We start from the raw sequence: 20,941 nt of genomic DNA, 5'->3' as shown, positions 1-20,941 counted from the left end.
CTGCCTGCACCGGATCTCGAAGAGGTCTTACATGTTCGGGTAGTTGGGGCCGCCCGCGCCTTCCGGCACCGTCCAGGTGATGTTCCGGTTCGGGTCCTTGATGTCGCAGGTCTTGCAGTGGACGCAGTTCTGCGCGTTGATCTGGAAGCGCGGGGCGTCCTCGCCTTCCTCGATCCACTCATAGACGCCGGCCGGGCAGTAGCGGTTCGACGGGCCGGCATAGACATCGTGCTCCGATGCCTTCTGCAGCGCCATGTCCTTCACCTTGAGGTGGATCGGCTGGTCTTCCTCGTGATTGGTGTTCGACAGGAACACCGAGGAGAGCTTGTCGAAGGACACCTTGCCGTCCGGCTTGGGATAGGCGATCAGGCGGTGCTTGGCCGCCGGCTCCAGGCTCTCCGAATCCCGCTTGCCATGCGAGACGGTGCCGAACAGGGAGATGCCGAACAGCTCGTTGGTCCACATGTCGAAGCCGCCGAGCATGGTGCCGAGCAGCGTGCCGAAGCGCGACAGCAGCGGCTTGACGTTGCGGACCTTCTTCAGGTCCTTGCCGATCTCGCTTGCGCGCCAGGCGGCGTCGTAGCCGGTAAGCTCGGCATTCGCCTCGCCGCGGCCGAGCGCGGCCATGATCTCCTCCGCCGCCAGCATGCCGGACAGCATCGCGTTGTGCGATCCCTTGATGCGGGGCACGTTGACGAAGCCGGCGGAACAGCCGATCAGCAGGCCGCCGGGGAAGGAGAGCTTGGGCACCGACTGGAAGCCGCCCTCGGTGATGGCGCGCGCGCCATAGGAAATGCGCTTGCCGCCCTCGAAGGTCTCGCGGATCGCCGGATGGGTCTTGAACCGCTGGAACTCCTCGAACGGGGCGAGGTAGGGGTTCTTGTAATTGAGGTGGACGACGAAGCCGACCGCGACCTGGTTGTCCTCAAGGTGATAGAGGAACGAGCCGCCGCCGGTCCGGTTGTCGAGCGGCCAGCCGAAGCTGTGCTGGACGAGGCCGGGCCGGTGCTTCGACGGGTCGACCTGCCACAGTTCCTTGATGCCGATGCCGAATTTCGGCACGTCGGAATGCGCATCGAGGTCGAAGCGGGCGATCAGCTCCTTGGCGAGCGAGCCGCGCACGCCCTCGGCGATGAGGACGTATTTGCCGCGCAGCTCCATGCCGCGGGTGAAATTGGCGTTGGGCTTGCCGTCGCGGCCGATGCCCATGTCGCCGGTGGCAACGCCGACCACGGCGCCGGTGTCGTCATAGAGCACTTCGGCGGCGGCAAAGCCCGGATAGATCTCGACGCCGAGCGCCTCCGCCTTGCCGGCGAGCCAGCGGCAGACATTGCCGAGCGAGACGATGTAGTTGCCGTGATTGTTCATCAACGGCGGCATCATGATGTTCGGCAGCCGCATGGAGCCCGCGGGACCCAGCACCAGGAAGTGGTCGGCGGTCACCGGCGTCTTGAACGGCGTGTCCGCCTCCTCGCGCCAGCCCGGCAGCAGCCTGTCGACGCCGATCGGATCGACCACCGCGCCCGACAGGATGTGGGCGCCGACCTCGGAGCCCTTTTCCAGCACGACGACGGAGAGCTCCTCGCCCTTCTCCTCGGCGATCTGCTTGAGCCGGATGGCCGCCGACAGTCCCGCCGGTCCGGCGCCGACGATGACGACGTCGAATTCCATGCTTTCGCGTTCGCCAAGCGTCTCCGTGTCGCTCATGCCTCTCTCCCTCTCGTGCCGCGTGCCTCGGTCTCAGCGTTTTCTGTTTAGTGCAGCGCGAAAGGCGCCGCAATGTCGATAAGCCAATGGCTGTCATATGACGTTTACGTAAGAGGAATATTCCGAACGTGTCGCTCGCCGTCAAGGCGGGAACGATTGCGCTGCCGGGAGCGATGCGGCACAACAGCCGCATGGAACCCGCAGACCCGACAGACCGCAGGCACGACGATGGCCCGTCCGCGACGGTGGCCGAGGGCGAGCGCAAGGTCTCCTCGGCGCTCGAGGCGCTGCTCGATTTCTACATCTCTGCCGGCGCCGACGGATGGCTGGAACTGGAGCCCTCCGACGCCTTCGCCCTGTCCGAGACGGTGCCCGCCGCGCGCGCAGCGCCGGCCGGAATGCCGGCTGCCCCAACTGCCGGGTCCGCTGCGCGGCAGATGCCGCCCCAGTCTCGGCCGCCCCAGTCTCAGCCGCCCCAGTCTCAGCCACCGATGCGGGCGCCGGCAGCTCCCGCACAAGGTGCAATGGCGGCCGGTGCCGCCGTGGTTCCGGGAGACGAGGTGGTCGTTGCCGCCCGCGAGGCCGCCCGCACGGCGGCGACGCTGGACGCGCTGCGCGAGACGCTGTCCCGCTTCGACGGCTGCAACCTCAAGCTCACCGCCAAGTCGCTGGTCTTCGCCGACGGGCCGGCCAATGCGCGGGTGATGTTTGTCGGCGAGGCGCCGGGGCGGGAGGAGGACGCGCGCGGTCTGCCTTTCGTCGGGCGTTCCGGCCAGTTGCTCGACCGGATGCTGGAGGCCATCGGCCTGGCGCGCGGCGAGGTCTATATCACCAATGTCGTGCCCTGGCGCCCGCCGGGCAACCGCACGCCGAGCCCGCAGGAAACCGAGATCTGCAAGCCCTTCGTGCTGCGCCAGATCGAGCTGGTGCGGCCGAAGGTGCTGGTGTTCCTGGGCGGAGCCTCCGCCAAGGCGCTGACCGGCGTGCAGGACGGCATCCTGCGGCTGCGCGGCCGCTGGCTCGACCTGCCGCTGGGACCGGCCGCGCAAGGCGCGACGATCCGTGCCGTAGCGACGCTGCATCCGGCCTATCTGCTGCGCAGCCCGGTGCAGAAGCGCTATGCCTGGCGCGATTTCCTGGCGATCCGGGCGGCTCTCGACGAGGCCTCCGGCACCTGACGGCGGCTCTTTTATCGCCGCACAGCAGACCTATATGCCGAAGACACAGGTATTTCAGCCAGACCACTCAGAGCCCGAGGACACCCCTTGTTCGACAGACTCCGCAAGCACCTTCCCGGAAAATGGGGCGATGTCCCGACCACCGTCCCGGTGCTGCGCCTCCAAGGTGCCATCGGGATGGCCTCGCCCCTGCGGCCGGGCCTGTCGCTGGCAACGGCCGCGCCGCTGATCGACAAGCTGTTCGCCTTCGACGGGCCGGCGGTGGCGCTGGTGGTCAATTCGCCGGGCGGTTCGCCGGTGCAGTCGCGGCTGATCCATGACCGCATCCGCCAGCTTGCCGGCGAGAAGAAGAAGGAGGTGCTGGTCTTCGTCGAGGACGTGGCGGCCTCCGGCGGCTACATGCTCGCCCTGGCCGGCGACGAGATCATCGCCGACGAGAGTTCCATCGTCGGTTCGATCGGCGTCGTCTCGGCGAGTTTCGGCTTCGCCGAGGCGATCGCCCGTCTCGGCATCGAGCGCCGGGTCCACACGGCCGGGGAGAACAAGGCGATCCTCGACCCCTTCCGCCCCGAGCGCGAGGAGGATGTGCGGCACCTCAAGGCGATCCAGCAGGAGGTGCATGAGAGCTTCATCGCCCTGGTCCGCAGGCGGCGCGGCGATGTGCTGTCCGAGACGCCCGACCTGTTCTCCGGCCTGTTCTGGACCGGTACCACGTCGCGCGACCTTGGTCTTGTCGACCGCATCGGCGATATTCGGTCGGTGCTGCGCGAGCGCTTCGGCGAGAGCGTGCGGATGCGGCTGATCGGGGCACCGCGCTCGCTGTTCGCGCGGCGTCAGGGGGTGGGTGTCGCGGTCGGCGCCGGCCTGGCGCAGGGATGGGCGGACGAGGCGATCGGCGCGCTGGAACAGCGCGCGCTCTGGGCCCGCTTCGGACTGTGAGGATCGGGAGGACGGGATGGTCAATGTGATCGCGGCGGCGGGCCTCGCCATTGGCGGCTATCTGCTGATACGCGCGGTGCGGCGCGAAATCGCCCGTGTCGAGCGCCGGGTGTCGGAGGCGGCCCGCCGGACGGGCGGCGAACTGCCGGCAAAGACGCTGGAGCAGGATCCGGAGACGGGGCGCTACCGCCCCAAGGACTGACGGGACGGCAAACGACAGGGGCCGCGACCGGGTCGCAGCCCCCTGCTGGTCGTTCTCAGGCGTGTGACATCTGCTTCGAAGCCTGATCCTAGCGATGGGTCGAGATGACGCCCATCACCGCGCGCGGGCAGCTCGACTGCACGATGACCGTGCCGTTCGGATAGACGTAGCGCGTCGTGCTGCAGGTCTCGTTCTCGACGATGGGCCGCCGGTACGGACGCCCGTTCGGATTGTTGGGCACATGCGTCACCGCGGCGGCGGGCGACGATTTCATGCAGCTCCGCGTGGCACAGAGAATGACGCCGTCTGCGGGTTCCTTGTGGCTCCACACGCGGCCGCCCGAGGGATCGGATCCGCTCGACTTGCCGCCCTGTCCATTGTTGTTCTTGGCATGGGCCATGTCGCCGGTGGCCATCAGGGCGATCGCCAGGGTGGCGAGGCCGGCCATTGCAAGAGTGCGAAGTTTCAACATGATTCAATCCTCCGAGTGTCGGGCCGGGGACCATCCCCGGCGTCCGGTCCTCGATGGCGCGGGATTTATCTTCCTCCTCTATCGTCATCGCCCCATGAGAATGACGTAACGGGAGCTGAGGCGATGTGACCCCGGACACAGTTTGCAGCCTTGGGCGAAACCGGCGGATCGGCGGCCTAAAGCCCTTTCGGCCAATTCGAAGTCAATTCTGCTTCTCGATTGGAGCGGCGATCCGGCGTCGAAACGGTCGCCGCGCGATGCCGTCGCATCGGGCAAGACCGGTTCGGCGTTGGGCGCCCGCCAATCGGAAGCCCTGCGGGACGGGCGATTTTGCGCCAATTCCGGCGCAAAGCCCCTTGTCCGTATCCAGATACGGCCTGCGTGTCTTTGCTTGACCTTGTCACAAAATCGCTCCGTCAGAATGGCTCCGAATTGGCCGAAAGGGCTCTAGGCACTCCCGCACCTTGACGGCACCGGGTGTTGATGGCACCAGTCGCGCGGGCCTCGCGCCCGGACCTTCCGTGCTACCAAGGACGACGGACATGACGAGCGACACGGTGCCGGCGCATATGCGGCCCGAGAACTCCTTCCAGGGGCTGATCCTGACGCTGCAGCGGTTCTGGGCGGATCAGGGCTGCGTCGTGCTGCAGCCTTACGACATGGAAGTCGGCGCCGGCACGTTCCACCCGGCGACGACCCTGCGCTCGCTCGGCCCGCGCCCGTGGAAGGCCGCCTATGTGCAGCCCTCGCGCCGGCCGACCGACGGCCGCTATGGCGAGAACCCGAACCGGCTCCAGCACTACTACCAGTTCCAGGTGATCATGAAGCCGTCGCCGGAGAACCTGCAGGACCTTTACCTGCGCTCTCTTTATGCCATCGGCCTCGACCCCTCGTTGCATGACGTGCGCTTCGTCGAGGACGACTGGGAGAGCCCGACCCTGGGCGCCTGGGGGCTCGGCTGGGAGTGCTGGTGCGACGGCATGGAAGTGTCGCAGTTCACCTACTTCCAGCAGGTGGCGGGCTTCGAATGCGCGCCGGTCGCCGGCGAGCTGACCTATGGCCTGGAGCGCCTCGCCATGTATATCCAGGGGGTCGATAACGTCTACGACCTCAACTACAACGGCCGCGAGGGTGCCGAGAAGGTGACCTATGGCGACGTCTTCCTGCAGGCCGAGCAGGAATATTCCCGGCACAATTTCGAGCATGCCGACACCGCCATGCTGTTCCGCCACTTCGAGGACGCGGAACGGGAATGCCGCGCCATTCTCGCCGCCGGCGCCGCCGCCAGGACCAACGTCCATCAGATGGTGCTGCCGGCCTATGACCAGTGCATCAAGGCGAGCCATGCCTTCAACCTGCTGGACGCGCGCGGCGTGATCTCCGTCACCGAGCGGCAGAACTACATCCTGCGGGTGCGCGAACTCGCCAAGGCCTGCGGCGCCGCCTTCCTGGAGACGGAAGCGGGCGGAGTGGGCTACGCTCCCGCGTGAGACCGGGCCGGACGGGGAGACAAACACTCAGCTCGTGACCCGCGTCACATCTCCCGGCGTCGTCGCGGTTTCCACTGCGGCCTGCTTGCAGTAGCGTAAGCGCCAATCGTGACCGGAGAGGGTGTCGCCTGATGGCTACCTGGATCGTGCTCGGCCTGATCGTCCTGATCGGCCTTTATCTCGTCTATCTCTACAATGATCTGGTGCGGAAGCGGCAGATGGTGCGCGAGGGCTGGAGCGGCATCGACGTGCAGCTCAAGCGCCGCTCCGACCTGATCCCCAATCTGGTGGAGACGGTGAAGGGCTACGCGACGCACGAGCGGGCGGCGCTGGAGGCGGTCACCGAGATGCGGGCGAGGGCGGCGGGCATCGACCGCAACGACGTCGCCGGCCGGGCGCAGGCGGAAGGTCTGCTGTCGCAGGCGCTGGGGCGGCTGTTCGCCGTCGCCGAGGCCTATCCGGACCTGAAGGCGAGCGATAATTTCCGCGAGCTTCAGGCCTCGCTGGAGAAGGTCGAGGACACCCTTCAGATGGCCCGCCGCTACTACAACGGCGCGGTGCGCGCCCTCAACGTGGTGGTCGAAAGCTTCCCCTCCAACCTGGTGGCCGGCCGTTTCGGCTTCACCCAGGAGCCGTATTTCGAGATCGAGGATCCCGCCGACCGGGCGGTGCCCAAGGTCAGCTTCTGAGGGCGCCGCGACCATGCGCGCTCTCGCCGTTCTGACCGCCCTGGCCGCATCGCTGGTCCTGGCGGTCCTGCTGCTCGCGCCGGCGACCGCGCGGGCCGACGAACGCATCCTCGCCTTCAACGCCACGGTGGAGGTCGCCCCGGACGGCGAACTGACCGTCACCGAGTCGATCCGGGTTCGCGCCGAAGGCAATCAGATCCGCCGCGGCATCTATCGCGACATTCCTCTCGTCTTCGAGACGGCGGACGGGCGCCGCGCCCGGGCCGGGTTCGATCTCGTCTCGGTGACCCGCGACGGCGAGGAGGACGGCTATTCGGTCAACCGCGGCGGCAGCGGTGTGCGCATCTATATCGGCCACGAGGATGTTTTCCTGCAGCCGGGCATCTATACCTACACCATCGTCTACCGCACCGACCGGCAGATCAGGTTCTTCGAGACCCATGACGAGGTCTATTGGAACGCCACCGGCAACGAGTGGGGCTTCCCGATCGACCGCGCGGTGGCGCGCGTCGTGCTGCCGAGCGGGGCGACCGTCTCGGACTACGCCGCCTATACCGGCGCCTATGGCGCCACCGGGCGGGACGCCACTGCCCGCGTCGAGGACGGCGGCGGCAGCGTGCTCTTCGTCGCGACACGGCCGCTGGCGCCGCACGAGGGGCTGACCGTCGTCGTCGAGATGCCCAAGGGAGTGGTGGCGCCGCCGACCGCGCAGCAGGAATTCGGCTACTTTCTCCAGGATCATCTCGGCGAGATCCTTGGCGGCATCGGCCTGGTGCTGGTGTTCGGCTATTATTTCTGGGCCTGGTGGCAGGTCGGCCGCGATCCGCCGAAAGGCGTGATCTTTCCGCGTTTCGAGGGACCGGAGGGCATCTCGCCGGCCCTGTCCAACTACATCGCGCGCAAGGGCTTCGGCGACGAGGGCTGGCGGGCGCTCTCCGCCGCCTGTCTCAGCCTGGCGGTCAAGGGCAAGCTGGTTCTGGACGACCTCGCCGGCGACCTGACGATGATCCGCCCGGCAGCGGCGCGCGGCAACTACGCCGACCTGCCCAGCGGCGAGAAGGCGATCGCCCGCTGGCTCGACAAGCGCGGCGGCGACTTCACCGTCTCCAAGGCCAACGGCACCTCGGTCCAGTCGCTCGGCAAGGCCTTCCGCGGCGCCATCGAGGGCGAGAACCGCAATCGCTACTACAAGGCCAACAGCGCCTATCTGATCCCCGGCGTGGTCCTGTCGGTCATCACCATCTTCGTTCTTCTCGTCTTCGGCAGCCTCACAGAGGACCAGGTCGCCCTGATGGTCCCGATCTTCATGGTGACCTTCATGGGCGTCCTGTTCGCCGTCCATATCGGCCAGAGCATGCGCCGCTCGCGCGGGGTGACCGTGCGCATCGCCTTCATCTTCATCGTCTTCGCCATCATCACCATGGGGCATCTGACGGTCTCCGCATTGCTGCTGCAGACGCTGGGAGACATCCCTCCGCTGGCGCTCATCGCCGTGGCGCTGCTGGCGGTGAACTTCCTGTTCTACTTCCTGATCGGCGCGCCGACGGCGCTCGGCCGCAGCGTGATGGACGAGATCGAGGGCCTGAAGATGTATCTCCAGGTCGCCGAGAAGGACCGGATGAACATGCAGGGCGCGCCGGAGATGAGCCCCTCGCATTTCGAGACGCTGCTGCCCTATGCGGTCGCCCTCGATGTCGAGAAACCCTGGTCGAAGGCGTTCGAGGCCTGGCTTCTCACCGCCGCCGGTGCGGCTGTCGCGGCCTCCTATGCGCCGAAATGGTATTCCGGGCGCAGTTTCGACACGCGCAACATCGCCGGCACGCTCGGCAAGAGCGTCGGGGCGATGTCGTCGACCTTCACCTCCTCGCTGCCGGCGCCGAAGTCGTCGAGCTCCGGCGGCGGCGGTGGCGGCTTCTCGGGCGGTGGCGGCGGCGGTGGCGGCGGCGGCGGCTGGTAGGCCCGGCCCATGCCCCGCCCATGCTCTGACAGCTCGCGCGGGGGGTGACTTTTTCCCCCGCTCTTGCTAACGGACGCGCAACAGTCCTGGCCGCCGCGTTCCGGCGGCGCAACCATTCGAGACCTCCCGATGCCCGATCTTCTCCTGGAGCTTTTCAGCGAGGAAATTCCCGCCCGCATGCAGCGCCGCGCGGCCGAGGACCTGAAGTCGCTGGTGACCAATGCGCTGGTCGATGCGGGTGTCACCTATGAGGGCGCCAAGGCCTTTTCGACGCCGCGCCGGCTGACGCTGCATATCGCCGGGCTGACGGCGGGGTCGAAGCCGACCCGCGAGGAGCGCAAGGGCCCGCGTGTCGGCTCGCCGGAGAAGGCGCTGGAAGGCTTCCTGCGCGGCGCGGGGCTTGCCTCCATCGACGAGGCGCAGATCGTCTCCGATCCGAAGAAGGGCGACTTCTATGTCGCGGTGATCGAAAAGCCCGGCCGCGCCACCGCAGAAATCATCGCCGAGGCGATGCCCGGCATCATCCGCAATTTCCCCTGGCCGAAGTCGATGCGCTGGGGCACCGGGCAGCTTCGCTGGGTGCGCCCGCTTCACTCCATCGTCGCGACCTTCGGGCCGGAGACCGAGGAGCCGGAGGTGGTGCCCTTCGAGATCGACGGCATCGTCTCCTCCAACACGACGCGCGGCCACCGCTTCCTGTCGCCGGACGCTTTCGAGGTGCGGCGGCTGGACGACTATGCCGACAAGCTGGAAAAGGCCAAGGTCGTGCTCGATGCCGACCGGCGCAAGGACATCATCGTCAACGACGCGCGCAACCGCGCCATGGCGCTGGGCCTGGAACTGGTCGAGGACGAGGGCCTGCTGGAGGAAGTGGCGGGCCTGGTGGAATGGCCGGTGGTGCTGGTCGGCAGCTTCGACGAGGCGTTCCTGGACCTGCCCGACGAGGTCATCCGCCTGACCATCCGCGCCAACCAGAAGTGCTTCGTGCTGCGCGACCCGGCAACGGGCCGCCTGTCGAACCGCTTCGTCGCCGTCTCCAACATCGTTGCCTCGGACGGCGGCGCGACGATCATCGCCGGCAACGAGAAGGTGATCCGCGCCCGCCTGTCGGATGCCCGCTTCTTCTGGGAAACCGACCTCAAGGCGCCACTGGAAAGCCGGCTGCCGAAGCTGGACAGCGTCGTCTTCCACGAAAAGCTCGGCACGCAGGGCGCGCGGGTGAACCGCCTCGAGGCGCTGGCGCGCGAGATCGCGCCGCTGGTCGGAGCCGATGTGGAAAAGGCCGCGCGCGCCGCCCGTCTCGCCAAGGCCGACCTGCCCACGCAGATGGTCTACGAATTCCCCGAACTGCAGGGCCAGATGGGCCGCACCTATGCCGAGCGGCAGGGCGAGGACGCCTCCGTCGCCCGCGCCATCGAGGAGCATTACAAGCCGCAAGGCCCGTCCGACGCGGTGCCGACCGACCCGGTCGCCGTCGCCGTGGCGCTCGCCGACAAGCTCGACCTCTTGACCGGCTTCTGGGCCATCGACGAGAAGCCGACCGGCTCGAAGGATCCCTTCGCGCTGCGCCGCGCCGCGCTCGGCGTCATCCGCATCGTGCTGGAGAACGGGCTGCGGCTGTCGCTGTCCAGGCTTCTTGTCCGCGCGAATGCCGCGATGGCAGAGGCCGGCGGCGACCTCCTGTCCTTCTTCGCCGACCGGTTGAAAGTGCATCTGCGCGAGCAGGGCGCCCGTCACGACCTCATCGACGCGGTTTTCGCGCTGGAGGGGCAGGACGACCTGTTGATGGTGGTGCGCCGGGTCGAGGCGCTGGGTGCGTTCCTCGCCACCGAGGACGGGGCGAACCTCCTGGCCGGCAGCAAGCGCGCGGCCAATATCCTGCGCGCCGAGGAGAAGAAGGACGGCGTTGTCATTTCCGGCGCGCCGCATGCCGATCACCTGGCCGAGCCGGCGGAGATCGCCCTGGCGGCGGCCATCGACACCGCGCGGGCCGAGATCCGCTCCGCGCTGTCGCGCGAGGACTTTGCCGGCGCGATGACGGCGCTGGCGGGCCTGCGCGCGCCGGTCGACCGGTTCTTCGACGACATCCTGGTCAATGCCGAGGATGCGGACCTGCGCCTCAACCGGCTGCGGCTGCTCGCCGAGATCCGCGAGGCGACCCGCGAGGTCGCCGACTTCTCCAAGATCGCCGGCTAGGACGCCGGCTGCGAAACCGGAAAGGGCGCGGAACCGGCAGGTCCCGCGCCCTTTTCGTGTGCCGTGGTGCTTCCGCCTGCTTTACTGCGCGGGTACGCCGGCCAGCCGCGCGACCGGCTCTTCCTTGATCGGCCAGTGAACGATGGCGGCGAAGAGGCCGAGCGCGATGCCGAGATACCAGATCACGTCATAGGAGCCGGTCTGGTCGTAGAGCCGGCCGCCGAGCCAGACGCCGAGGAACGAGCCGATCTGGTGCGAGAAGAACACGAAGCCGAACAGCGTCGCCATGTAGCGCGGGCCGAACATCACCGCGACGAGGCCGGAGGTCGGCGGCACGGTGGAGAGCCACAGGAAGCCCATTGTGCCGGCGAAGATCAGCACGCTCAGCGGCGTTGCCGGCGCCATCAGGAACAGGGTGATGGCAATGGCGCGGCCCAGATAGATCAGCGACAGGAAATAGGGCTTCGACCAGCGCCCGCCGATATAGCCCGCCGCAAGCGCCCCGAAGACGTTGCACAGGCCGATCAGTGCGATGGCAATGGCGCCCCATTTCGGGTCGAGGCCAAGGTCGGCGATATAGGGCGGCAGATGCACGGTGATGAAGGCAACGTGGAAGCCGCAGACGAAGAAACCGAAGGTCAGCAGGATGAAACCGCGGGTGCGGAAGGCCTCGGAAATCGCCTCGGTGAGCTTCTGGTCGGCAATGGCCGAGCCCGGCACATAGGCGGCCGGCTTGCCCTTCAGCGCCACGGCCAGGAACGGGATCAGCAGCATCAGCCCGGCCAGCACATAAAGGCTGTCGTGCCAGCCGAGCCCGTCGATAAGGCCTTGGGAGAGCGGGGCGAACAGGAACTGGCCGAAGGAGCCGGCCGCCGTGCCGATGCCGAAGGCGAGCGAGCGGCGCTGCGGCGTGACGGAGCGCCCGAAGGCCGCGAGCACCAGCGAGAAGGACGAAAAGGCGACGCCGAGGCCGATCATCACGCCGCCGGCGACATGCAGCAGCAGGGGGCTCTCCGCCTGGGCCATCAGCAGGAGGCCGAGCGTGTAGACAATGCCGCCGAAGGCGAGCGTGCGCGCCGTGCCGAACCGGTCGGCGACCATGCCGGCGACCGGCTGCGCCGCGCCCCAGACGAGGTTCTGGATGGCGAGCGCCAGCGCGAAGATCTCGCGCGACCAGCCGCGCGCCTCGGTCATCGGGGCGAGGAACAGGCCGAGCGCGGAGCGCGGGCCGAAGCTGAGCAGGGCGATCAGGCAGCCGCAGAGGATGATCAGCGGCAGGTTGATGGACGCCTTGGGGAGCGGAGCGGAGACGGGGGACGTCATGGCGGGGGGCCTGAGATCGGCGGCCCGGCTGGACCGGGCCCGGCTGACAGTTTGATCGCGACTATGGAGGAAGCCGCCCATGTCGAAAAGTGAAAGATCTTTGCGCTTTGCATTTACGGCGTGAATGAGTTGGGGGCGCTCGGATGCGATCCGCAGTCAAGGTCTGCAGGGTCCCGGTCCTCGGGGCGGAGACCTTTCCCGGCTTCCGCGCCCGGTTTGCCGTCCGGAGGATGGTCGCCGGCAGCCTGTCGGCCCCGGCTGCGACAATTCGGTCCATCGCCGCATCCGTGCCGCAAGTCTTTGCGGAAAATGGGTTTTCCGGATTTGTCCGACAAAAAGCCGGCTTCTCTTCAACAAACGCGTTGGCAAGCGCGTCCGGCGCGCCTATATATGCGCCAAGAGAGCATAAGCGTCGGCTAAGGCCGCGTTTTTTAAACACCAGTTTATGCTCAAGTTGAGCAAAACGACATTCGTCCGGCCGAAAGGCCAATGGATGTCAGGCCGCTCGGTAGGGGGCGGGTGTCGCGGCGGTGCCGCAGCCCGGATGAAGTCAGGAGGTCGCCATGGCCACCATCGCACTCGATATCGGCAGCATGTCCGGATGCTCGACCGCCGCACCCGCAAGGGCCAGCGGCTATTCGATGCTGCCGCGTCCTCATCTTGCCTATACTGCGGAAGTCGCCGAGGCGACCGCGCCGATCTATGAGAAGGTCCGGCACCTGATCCCCGAGATCGAGTGGCCGGTGCTGGCGCCGGTGATCCATGAGATCAACCGCCTCAAGAAGGAGCGCAACGCCGTCATCCTCGCCCACAACTATATGACGCCGGAGATCTTCCACGGCGTCTCCGACATCGTCGGCGACAGCCTGGCGCTGGCGAAGGAGGCGGCGAAGACCGACGCGGAGGTGATCGTCCAGTGCGGCGTCCATTTCATGGCCGAGACGGCGAAGATCCTCAATCCGGACAAGACGGTGCTGATCCCGGACATGAAGGCCGGCTGCTCGCTGGCCGAGTCGATCACTGCCGCCGATGTGCGGGCCTTGCGCGAAAAGCACCCGGGCGTGCCGATCGTCACCTATGTCAATACCTCGGCCGACGTGAAGGCCGAATGCGACATCTGCTGCACCTCGGCCAATGCGGTGCAGGTGGTGGAGAGCCTCGGCGCGCCGCGCGTGCTGCTGATCCCCGACCAGTATCTGGCGGCCAACGTCGCGCGGCAGACCGATGTCGAGATCCTGACCTGGGCCGGTGCCTGCGAGGTGCATGAGCGCTTCACAGCGGCGGAGCTGCGCGAATATCGCGAGATCGAGCCGAGCGTGAAGATCATCGCCCATCCGGAATGCCCGCCGGAGGTGGTCGACGAGGCCGATTTCACCGGCTCCACCGCCGGCATGATCGACTGGGTCAAGACCAACCGGCCGGAGAAGGTGATGCTGGTCACCGAGTGCTCGATGGCCGACAACATTGCCTCGGAGACGCCGGGTGTCGATTATGTGCGGCCTTGCAACCTGTGCCCGCACATGAAGCGCATCACCCTGTCGAAGATCCTCGACTGCCTGCTGGAAATGCGGGATGAGGTCACGGTCGATCCGCAGGTTGCCACCCGCGCACGCCGTGCGGTCGAGCGGATGATCAACCTCAAGAGCTGATCGCCGGTCGAACGGCAACTGAGCCGATGCCGGGCGCTTGGCGTCCGGCAGCGCCGCGTGGCGGCCCGCCCCGACCGTCGTTCCTCCGGCTGCCGCCCGGCAGCCGGCCTTCCGGACGAAATTCATGACGTCGCCACGTCCCGTGACTTCCCATATCGACGATGTCGTCATTCTCGGCGGCGGCCTGACCGGCCTGTTCTGCGCCCTGAAACTGGCGCCGCGCCCGGTCACCATCCTCTCCGCCTCGCCCATCGGCGAAGGCGCGTCCTCCGCCTGGGCGCAGGGCGGCATCGCCGCAGCCGTCTCCGACGAGGACAGCGCCGCCGCCCATGCCGCCGACACGATCGCCGTCGGCGGCGGGCTGTGCGAGGAAAAGATCGTCCGCCTGATGACCGAGGAGGCCGGCGACCGGGTTCGCGACCTGCTCGGCTATGGCGTTCCCTTCGACATGGACCTGGAGGGCCGCCTGCAATTGTCGCGCGAGGCCGCCCACTCGATGAACCGCATCGTGCGCGTGCGCGGCGACATGGCCGGCCGGGCGATCATGGACGCGCTGGTGGCGGCGGTGCGCAAGACCCCGTCGATCCGGGTGGTCGAGGGCTATCTCGGCGAACAGCTTCAGCATGAGGGACGCATCGTCACCGGCGTGCTCGCCCGTCGGCGCGGCGACCGCGAGCGCCTGGCGTTTCCCGCGCATGCGGTGGTGCTGGCCTCCGGCGGCATCGGCCATCTCTACGCCGTCACGACCAACCCGCCGGAGGCCAACGGCCAGGGCCTCGCCATGGCCCTCAATGCGGGGGCGGTGATCGCCGACGCCGAATTCGTGCAGTTTCATCCGACCGCGCTCAATGTCGGCCGCGACCCGGCGCCGCTCGCCTCCGAGGCCCTGCGCGGCGAGGGCGCGACGCTGATCAATGCCGACGGCCGCCGCTTCATGGCGGAGGTTCCCCTGAAGGATCTGGCGCCGCGCGACGTGGTCGCCCGGGCGGTTTTTGCCGAGAACCTTGCCGGGCGTGGGGCCTTTCTCGATTGCCGGCAGGCGATCGGCGAGAGTTTCGCCGACCGCTTCCCGACCGTGCATGCGGCCTGCCTTGAGGCGGGTATCGACCCCGTCCGCCAGCCGATCCCGGTGGCGCCGGCCGAGCATTATCACATGGGCGGCGTGCTGACCGACGCCAACGGCCGCACCTCGTTGGACAATCTCTGGGCGGCCGGCGAGGTCGCCTCGACCGGTGCCCATGGCGCCAATCGGCTGGCCTCCAACTCGCTGCTGGAGACGGTGGTCTTTGCCGCGCGCGTCGCCGAGGACATCCAGAACCAGATGCCCAACCCGCGCACCGCCCACTGGCCCGGCATCGACGACCATATCCAGGAGCCGAGCCGGCGCAACGAGGTGGAGCGCGAGGCGATCAGCCTGCTGCGGCGGACCATGGCCGACGGGGTCGGCGTCGTTCGCACGGCCGAGGGCCTGACGGCGGCACTCGCCGTGATCGACGCGCTCGAGGCCCGCTGCACCCGCCGCTCGATCCGCAACATGATGACCGCCGGCAAGACGGTCGCCGCGGCGGCGCTGCTGCGGCGGGAAAGCCGGGGCAGCCATTCCCGCGCCGACTATCCGCAGGAGGATGCGGCCTTCGCCCGGCGCTCCTATCTGACCGCGAGCGATGTCGCGGCCGTCGTGCGCGAGGCGGCGGAGAGCGAGATCGGCCGCAAGGCCGTCGCCGCGCTGCCGGCCGGGGGAGAGGGCTGATGGCGGGCACCGCGACCAACCTGCCGGTTCTGCCTGCCCTGATGGTGGAGGATGCCGTGCGGGCGGCGCTGCTGGAGGACTGGGGCAGGGCGGGCGACATCACTGCCCAGGCGACGCTGTCACCCGAGACCGGCGCAAGGGCGGTCATCGCCGCCCGCCGTCCCGGCCGCCTGTCCGGCCTGGATCTTGCCGCCGCCGCCTTCCGTCTCAGCGATCCGTCGATCGAGGTGGAGCGGCTCGCCCGCGATGGCGACCGACTGGAGCCGGGGGATGTCGTGATGCGGGTGTCGGGACCTGCGCGCGGCATGCTGTCGGCCGAGCGGGTGGCGCTGAACTATCTCGGCCACCTGTCCGGCGTGGCGACGGCAACAGCCGCGTTCGCCGACCGCATCGCCCACACGAAGGCGCACATCGTCTGCACCCGCAAGACGACGCCGGGTCTCAGGGCTTTCGAGAAATACGCGGTGCGCTGCGGCGGCGGCGCCAATCACCGCTTCGGGCTGGATGATGCGATCCTGATCAAGGACAACCACATCGCGGTCGCCGGCGGGGTGCGGGACGCCATCGAGGCGTCGCGGCGTTTCGCCGGGCATCTCGTGCGGATCGAGGTGGAGGTCGACACGCTCGACCAGTTGCGCGAGGCGCTTCAGGCGCGTCCCGACGTGGTGATGCTCGACAACATGCCCCCCGAAACGCTGCGCGAGGCGGTCGCCATCGCCGGCGGACGTGTGGTGCTGGAAGCCTCGGGCGGGGTGACCCTCGACACTGTCGCCGCGATTGCCGAAACCGGCGTCGATCTGATCTCGGTCGGCTGGATCACGCATTCCGCGCCGGTGCTCGACCTGGGGCTCGACATCGAGATCGGCTGAACCGCGCGGATTACAGCGCCTCGCGCAGCCTGTCGGCCATCCTGTGAAGGGCCTCGCTGGAGGAGCGATCCTCGCCGTCGGCGCCGAAGCTGGCAACAGTGACGCCGCCGGGCTCGGCCTTTGCCCGGTGCTTGAGCCGGGCGATGTGATTGCTCAGCAGGTCGAGATTCTCGATCGAAAGCCCGGTCGGGATGTGCAGGATGGCGATGGAGCAGGTCAGCAGCGGATAGGTCTGCGACCGTCCCTTGCGGTCTTCGGCCTGGATATAGCCCTGCCGCCGGTGTTCGGGACTGTAGAGGCTCTCGACATTGCGGGCGAATTCGCCGCGCAGATCCGCCATCAGACGAAGGGTGCGATCCGGCGACCATTCCTCCAGCCCGACGAAATAGTCGTCGCCGCCGACATGGCCGATAAAGGCGCGCAGCGTGTCGAGCCGGCGCTTCATCAACTCCGAAAACAGGATCAGTGCCCGGTCGCCGATGCGAAAGCCATAGGCGTCGTTGAACGGCTTGAAATTGTCGAAGTCGACATAGCAGAAGGCGCGGTCGCGGGACGGGTCGGCACAGGCGCGCGAGACATAGTCGGAAATCGCCGAATTGCCGGGCAGCTTGGTCAGCGGATTCTGGTCCTGGGCGATCTGCAGGCGAACCTCGTTGGAAATCTTCAGCAGCGAACCGGCGAGCAGGCACCCGGCATAGCGTCCGCCGCGCGTCACCAGCAGCCCGTCGGAGAAGTCGTCCGAACCGAGATCCACGAGACGGTCGAGCGGCGCGTTGATGTCCGCTACCGCGCAGGGGCGGATGAAGCGGCGCAGGTGGTTGTCGATCGTCGGATTGAGCAGGAGGTCCCGGCCGAAGGAGAGATAGAGGAAGCTCTTGAGGTCCGGTTCGCGGATCAGCCCGCGCGGCTCGCCGGCCGAATTGACCACCGGCAGCACCGTCTGCTGGGGATTGGCCTGGAAGATCTCCAGCGCCTGCGCGACGCTGCCGGTCTCAATGATCGCCTCGAGCCTGACCATCTCCCGTTCGAGGAAGTCCCGGTCGACGGACTTGCGCATGTCGGCGCGGTGCGGGCGGTCCGTGGGAACGGCATAGATCGAACGGGCCTCGGCAAGGTCGGTGAACGGGCGGGCGATCACATACCCCTGAACAAGATCGCAGCCGACATCCCGGCAGGCGCGCAACTCGGACGGTGTCTCGACGCCTTCCGCGACGACGCGGATGCCGAGCACATGCGCCAGTTCCACGACGCTCGACACGAACAGCCGCTTGCGCGCGTCGTTCTGCAGGGCGGTTATGAAGAAGCGGTCGATCTTGAGGATGCCCGGCTCGTACTGGTACAGCACCCGAAGCTGCGAATAGCCTTGGCCGAAATCGTCGAGCGCGATCCCGAAGCCGCGATCGCGCGCCTTGCCGACGAGGCTGCGCAGACCGTCCTGAGCCAGCCGTTCGTGGATCTCCGGGATTTCCAGGCAGATGTTGCCGGGTGAAAGGCCGTAGACCCTGGCCGCCGAGACGGTCGCTTCGAGCATCTCGTCGATCGCGGCGATATTCCTCGCGTCGATGTTGAGGAACAGCTTGGTCTTGTCCGAAACGCGCATGCGGGAGAATTTGGCGATCGCCTTGCGCCGCAACAGCGTCTCGATTTCGGCGAGGCATCCGATGTCGGCCGCATGATCGAAAACGTCGCGGGGGGCGCGGAAGCCGAGCTTCTCGACCTGCCTCAGCAGGGCCTCGTAGCCGTAGACCTCGCCCGAATGGATGTCGATGATCGGCTGGAAGGCGTAGTCGAGCGCGGCCTCGGCCTGCGTCATGAAGAGCGGCAGGCTGGGACCGGTGCGCCGGTTGCCGGCGATCCCTTCGGCTGTGTCTTTCATTCCGGTTACCCCTGCCATTCCGGTTGCCCTTGCTCGCTGGCCGTCTTCCAAAGGTTTTCGGATGACCTCACGGTTCGTGCCCCCGTCGCCGGAGGACGCCGGCGCGATCGCCTCGCGCAGAACCGTGCGGGCCATCAGCCCGTCACGGAGGGAGGACGACTCAGACTGACGCCTGTCCAGTTTGCATGTGGAGGATGACGATATGACTGCGGAAAGCTGTGCGCGTGCATACAGGAGAAACATGAAACCGCCCTCTCCCGGAAATCGATCAATTGAATAGAATTGCGGTCAATGCGCTGGCGCGCCGGAACTGGAAAACGACTTAAGGCAAAATGCTGAACGGAAGCCTGCCGGCGCGCAGCACGGCAGCCCAGCCCGTCTGGATAGCGGGGAAAACGCCGCCGCGCGGCCGGGAAAGCGGGGGGACGGGCGGAGCGTATCAGCTCCAGCCGCCACCTTTCGTGCGGTAGAAGATGTGCTGGCCGATCCGCTCCAGCCGCTTCATGTAGCGCGACCAGCGGGGGTTCACATAGGTGGCGTGGTAGTGGGTCGAGGCTCCGACCTTTTCCAGGTAGCGCTGCCCGGAGACCGTCTCGCGCGCCACTTTCTGGGCACGCTCCCACTGCGGCTTCTCGTTGATCACGTCGGGAATGCCGTCGCAGGCGAACGAGAACTGGCAGCGGTTGCGCAGATGCCGGTTCTGGTAGACCACCTTGCAGATGGTCTCCGGATAGGCCGGGTTGCGAACCCGGTTGAGGACGACCTGCGCCACGGCCACCTGACCGTCCAGCGGCTCGCCGCGCGCCTCGAAATAGACGGCCTCGGCCAGGCAGCGCTGCTCCTTGGCGGTGATCACGCTTGCCGGCAAGGCCCGGTCCGCCCACCAGAACGGATCGCTCCTGGCATTGGTCTCGAGCGCCGCTTCGTCTTCCGCGCTCTGCGGCAGGCCGGAGCCGCCCAGCAGCGCCTCAAACGGCGCGCGCACGTTGTCCATGCCCTGCGGCGCATAGGCGCTGGCATAGGAGACGCTCGTCGCGGCAACGTTGCGGGCCATGGCAAGGCGAACGAGGTCGAGCGCCTCGCCCTTCGTCTTGCCCTTGGCGCTGGCCACTGCCGTCGTCTCGGCCGCGGTCGGAAGATTGGGGCGCACGAAGGCGACGTGCGGCAGGTCGGGCTGGCTCTTGGTACCGATCAGGCTGGCCATCGTGTAGACCGAGCCGGCGGCGACGCCGGTCATCTGGCGGTCCGGAGCGAGCGAGACGAAGCGGTCGCCCTTGACCTTGCGGTTGACCGGCGTTTGCGCGGGAGGAGCCTTCGGCGCACTTTCCTTGGCGAAGTTCTCAAGGCCGCGAATGACGGCGGCGTCGGTTCCGGGAGCCGCATTGGTCACGGCGTAGTCGGGCGTGTCGGGCGTGCGCCCCTGGGAGGCATCGGCCAGAACGAGGCTGGGCGCGATGCTGCTCGAATGCGGAGCCGCCTCGATGGCGGACATCCAGCGCGGGGCGTTGCCCCGGGTCGCTTCGATGAGGGCGGTGATGTCCTGCTGGGCGATGCCGCCGGTCCAGGCAAGATAGGCGGCCGGCGCGAGAACCGCGAGGCGCCATCGTGCAATCCTGCGGGTCTTGCCGCTACGGCGCTTGCGCGTCGGGCCGACGTCCCGTGTGAGGAGCCAACTCGGAACCTGGCGGGGTTCGAATGTCTGCACCGTGCCAGTCATACGCGGCAACTCCGGTCCATGCGGCTATCGGGTCTGAGCGCCGAGCCAGAGGCCGACGCGGGATCGTTCGACTTGATCGTCGCCTTTTAACCTTGAGAGAGGGTTAATAGGGCCGAAACTCCGCGGAAATCTTCCGCCGGACGGGGGAGCGCGGGCCTGCTCTTGGTTAATGCCGGGAGCGCCGAACCGGCGGAAATGGTTTGCCGGACAGGCGTTTCTAGAACGGGCAGGGGGAGGAGAAGGTGATGCGCTTTCCGCCCTCGGGATGATGCAGCGTCAGGCTGGCCGCGTGCAGGTGCAGCCGCGGAGCGGCTCGTTGCGACTCAGCACTGCCATAGAGCGGGTCGCCGAGAATCGGGTGGCCGAGGGCGCACAGATGCACCCGCAACTGGTGCGACCGGCCGGTCACCGGCTCCAGCAGCAACCGGGTCGCGTCCTGTTCGCGGGCGATGACGCTCCAATGGGTTCGCGCCGGCCGCCCCTGCTGCGGATCGACCATCTGCCGGGGTCGGTTGGGCCAGTCGCAGCGAAGCGGCAGGTCGATGGTGCCGCGATCCTCGCCGACATTGCCGGCGACCCGCGCCACATAGGTCTTGGCGACATGGCGCCGTTCGAACTGCAGGCCGAGATGCCGGTGCGCGGTCGGGTTCATCGCCAGGACCAGCACGCCGGACGTGTCCATGTCGAGCCGGTGGACGATGCGGGCATCGGGATCGAGCGACAGGGCCCGGGCCGCGACGCAGTCGGCAAGCGCCGGGTCCTTGCCCGGAACGGTGAGCAGGCCGCTCGGCTTGTCGATCACCAGAATGTCCGCGTCGCGATGCAGCACGACGAGGAACGGCTCGCGTGCGGGGGCATAGATGCGCTCGGGCAGGGGCCGGACTTGGGGCTGGTGCTGGCTCGACATGAGCGGATCAATAGCGCCGG

16 protein-coding genes are annotated in these 20,941 nt (G+C 67.6%); 10 read left to right on the top strand and 6 right to left on the bottom strand.

The window, feature by feature from the left end; translation table 11 throughout:
• Positions 1–27: 27 nt before the first annotated feature.
• Positions 28–1,707, bottom strand: a complete 1,680-nt coding sequence (locus TSB10GB4_RS06050; protein ID WP_186394977.1) for an electron transfer flavoprotein-ubiquinone oxidoreductase — start codon at positions 1,705–1,707, stop codon at positions 28–30.
• 128 nt (positions 1,708–1,835) lie between these two features.
• Between TSB10GB4_RS06050 and TSB10GB4_RS06045 the strand changes: the two genes are divergently transcribed.
• The 3 genes from TSB10GB4_RS06045 to TSB10GB4_RS06035 all read left to right on the top strand — a co-directional run bounded on the left by TSB10GB4_RS06045 (position 1,836) and on the right by TSB10GB4_RS06035 (position 4,026).
• Entirely contained in the window at positions 1,836–2,885 is a 1,050-nt protein-coding gene (locus TSB10GB4_RS06045; RefSeq protein WP_244296509.1) for a uracil-DNA glycosylase family protein, read from the top strand.
• Positions 2,886–2,972: 87 nt separating this feature from the next.
• Positions 2,973–3,824: a S49 family peptidase gene (locus TSB10GB4_RS06040; protein ID WP_186394976.1), complete on the top strand. Its 852-nt coding sequence runs from the start codon at positions 2,973–2,975 to the stop codon at positions 3,822–3,824.
• A gap of 16 nt (positions 3,825–3,840) precedes the next feature.
• Complete coding sequence (locus TSB10GB4_RS06035) at positions 3,841–4,026, top strand: hypothetical protein (RefSeq protein ID WP_186386929.1); 186 nt, start codon at positions 3,841–3,843, stop codon at positions 4,024–4,026.
• A gap of 88 nt (positions 4,027–4,114) precedes the next feature.
• Here TSB10GB4_RS06035 and TSB10GB4_RS06030 read toward each other — a convergent pair whose 3' ends face one another.
• Entirely contained in the window at positions 4,115–4,498 is a 384-nt protein-coding gene (locus TSB10GB4_RS06030; RefSeq protein WP_186394975.1) for a hypothetical protein, read from the bottom strand.
• Between the two features lie 569 nt (positions 4,499–5,067).
• Here TSB10GB4_RS06030 and TSB10GB4_RS06025 point away from each other — a divergent pair.
• From TSB10GB4_RS06025 to glyS, 4 genes are all read left to right on the top strand, one after another.
• Complete coding sequence (locus TSB10GB4_RS06025) at positions 5,068–5,988, top strand: glycine--tRNA ligase subunit alpha (protein WP_186394991.1); 921 nt, start codon at positions 5,068–5,070, stop codon at positions 5,986–5,988.
• Positions 5,989–6,119: 131 nt separating this feature from the next.
• Positions 6,120–6,677, top strand: coding sequence for a LemA family protein (locus TSB10GB4_RS06020; protein ID WP_186394974.1), 558 nt, complete (start codon positions 6,120–6,122; stop codon positions 6,675–6,677).
• Between the two features lie 13 nt (positions 6,678–6,690).
• On the top strand, positions 6,691–8,634 hold the full coding sequence (locus TSB10GB4_RS06015; protein ID WP_244296505.1) for a DUF2207 domain-containing protein: 1,944 nt from the start codon (positions 6,691–6,693) through the stop codon (positions 8,632–8,634).
• Positions 8,635–8,763: 129 nt separating this feature from the next.
• Complete coding sequence (glyS, locus tag TSB10GB4_RS06010; protein WP_186394973.1) at positions 8,764–10,830, top strand: glycine--tRNA ligase subunit beta; 2,067 nt, start codon at positions 8,764–8,766, stop codon at positions 10,828–10,830.
• Positions 10,831–10,911: 81 nt separating this feature from the next.
• Here glyS and TSB10GB4_RS06005 read toward each other — a convergent pair whose 3' ends face one another.
• The gene (locus tag TSB10GB4_RS06005; protein ID WP_186394972.1) at positions 10,912–12,153 is read right to left on the bottom strand and encodes an MFS transporter; all 1,242 of its coding nucleotides are present in this window, start codon (positions 12,151–12,153) and stop codon (positions 10,912–10,914) included.
• A gap of 593 nt (positions 12,154–12,746) precedes the next feature.
• On the opposite strand from TSB10GB4_RS06005, the gene nadA reads away from it, so the two are divergent.
• From nadA to nadC, 3 genes are all read left to right on the top strand, one after another.
• Positions 12,747–13,802 carry a quinolinate synthase NadA gene (gene nadA / locus TSB10GB4_RS06000; protein WP_244296512.1) on the top strand — a complete coding sequence of 352 codons (1,056 nt, stop codon included), beginning with the start codon at positions 12,747–12,749 and terminating at the stop codon, positions 13,800–13,802.
• A gap of 124 nt (positions 13,803–13,926) precedes the next feature.
• The gene (locus tag TSB10GB4_RS05995; protein ID WP_186394970.1) at positions 13,927–15,552 is read left to right on the top strand and encodes an L-aspartate oxidase; all 1,626 of its coding nucleotides are present in this window, start codon (positions 13,927–13,929) and stop codon (positions 15,550–15,552) included.
• Positions 15,552–16,421 carry a carboxylating nicotinate-nucleotide diphosphorylase gene (nadC, locus tag TSB10GB4_RS05990; protein WP_186394969.1) on the top strand — a complete coding sequence of 290 codons (870 nt, stop codon included), beginning with the start codon at positions 15,552–15,554 and terminating at the stop codon, positions 16,419–16,421. The genes TSB10GB4_RS05995 and nadC overlap by 1 nt, the downstream gene beginning before the upstream one ends.
• Before the next feature lie 10 nt (positions 16,422–16,431).
• Here nadC and TSB10GB4_RS05985 read toward each other — a convergent pair whose 3' ends face one another.
• From TSB10GB4_RS05985 to TSB10GB4_RS05975, 3 genes are all read right to left on the bottom strand, one after another.
• Positions 16,432–18,297 (bottom strand): GGDEF domain-containing protein, encoded by a 1,866-nt coding sequence (locus TSB10GB4_RS05985; RefSeq protein WP_186394968.1) that lies wholly within the window; start codon positions 18,295–18,297, stop codon positions 16,432–16,434.
• A 439-nt stretch (positions 18,298–18,736) separates the two neighbouring features.
• Positions 18,737–20,014 carry a cell wall hydrolase gene (locus TSB10GB4_RS05980; RefSeq protein ID WP_208984484.1) on the bottom strand — a complete coding sequence of 426 codons (1,278 nt, stop codon included), beginning with the start codon at positions 20,012–20,014 and terminating at the stop codon, positions 18,737–18,739.
• 217 nt (positions 20,015–20,231) lie between these two features.
• A complete protein-coding gene (locus TSB10GB4_RS05975) occupies positions 20,232–20,921 on the bottom strand; it encodes an RluA family pseudouridine synthase (protein ID WP_186394967.1) in 690 nt (229 codons plus the stop codon).
• Between the last annotated feature and the right edge of the window lie 20 nt (positions 20,922–20,941).

The organism is Stappia sp. TSB10GB4, assembly GCF_900185745.1.
GTDB lineage: Bacteria > Pseudomonadota > Alphaproteobacteria > Rhizobiales > Stappiaceae > Stappia.
This window is presented reverse-complemented; position numbering and strand designations above follow the sequence as displayed.

Excerpts from the sequence above, each read along its gene's own strand:
- TSB10GB4_RS05975 (WP_186394967.1), bottom strand. The coding sequence starts at position 20,921 with ATGTCGAGCCAGCACCAGCCCCAAGTCCGGCCCCTGCCCGAGCGCATC.
- TSB10GB4_RS05995 (WP_186394970.1), top strand. The coding sequence starts at position 13,927 with ATGACGTCGCCACGTCCCGTGACTTCCCATATCGACGATGTCGTCATT.
- TSB10GB4_RS06035 (WP_186386929.1), top strand. The coding sequence starts at position 3,841 with ATGGTCAATGTGATCGCGGCGGCGGGCCTCGCCATTGGCGGCTATCTG.
- TSB10GB4_RS06050 (WP_186394977.1), bottom strand. The coding sequence starts at position 1,707 with ATGAGCGACACGGAGACGCTTGGCGAACGCGAAAGCATGGAATTCGAC.
- TSB10GB4_RS06020 (WP_186394974.1), top strand. The coding sequence starts at position 6,120 with ATGGCTACCTGGATCGTGCTCGGCCTGATCGTCCTGATCGGCCTTTAT.
- TSB10GB4_RS06025 (WP_186394991.1), top strand. The coding sequence starts at position 5,068 with ATGCGGCCCGAGAACTCCTTCCAGGGGCTGATCCTGACGCTGCAGCGG.
- glyS (WP_186394973.1), top strand. The coding sequence starts at position 8,764 with ATGCCCGATCTTCTCCTGGAGCTTTTCAGCGAGGAAATTCCCGCCCGC.
- TSB10GB4_RS05980 (WP_208984484.1), bottom strand. The coding sequence starts at position 20,014 with ATGACTGGCACGGTGCAGACATTCGAACCCCGCCAGGTTCCGAGTTGG.
- TSB10GB4_RS06030 (WP_186394975.1), bottom strand. The coding sequence starts at position 4,498 with ATGTTGAAACTTCGCACTCTTGCAATGGCCGGCCTCGCCACCCTGGCG.
- TSB10GB4_RS06015 (WP_244296505.1), top strand. The coding sequence starts at position 6,691 with ATGCGCGCTCTCGCCGTTCTGACCGCCCTGGCCGCATCGCTGGTCCTG.
- nadA (WP_244296512.1), top strand. The coding sequence starts at position 12,747 with ATGTCCGGATGCTCGACCGCCGCACCCGCAAGGGCCAGCGGCTATTCG.
- TSB10GB4_RS06005 (WP_186394972.1), bottom strand. The coding sequence starts at position 12,153 with ATGACGTCCCCCGTCTCCGCTCCGCTCCCCAAGGCGTCCATCAACCTG.
- TSB10GB4_RS05985 (WP_186394968.1), bottom strand. The coding sequence starts at position 18,297 with ATGAAAGACACAGCCGAAGGGATCGCCGGCAACCGGCGCACCGGTCCC.
- nadC (WP_186394969.1), top strand. The coding sequence starts at position 15,552 with ATGGCGGGCACCGCGACCAACCTGCCGGTTCTGCCTGCCCTGATGGTG.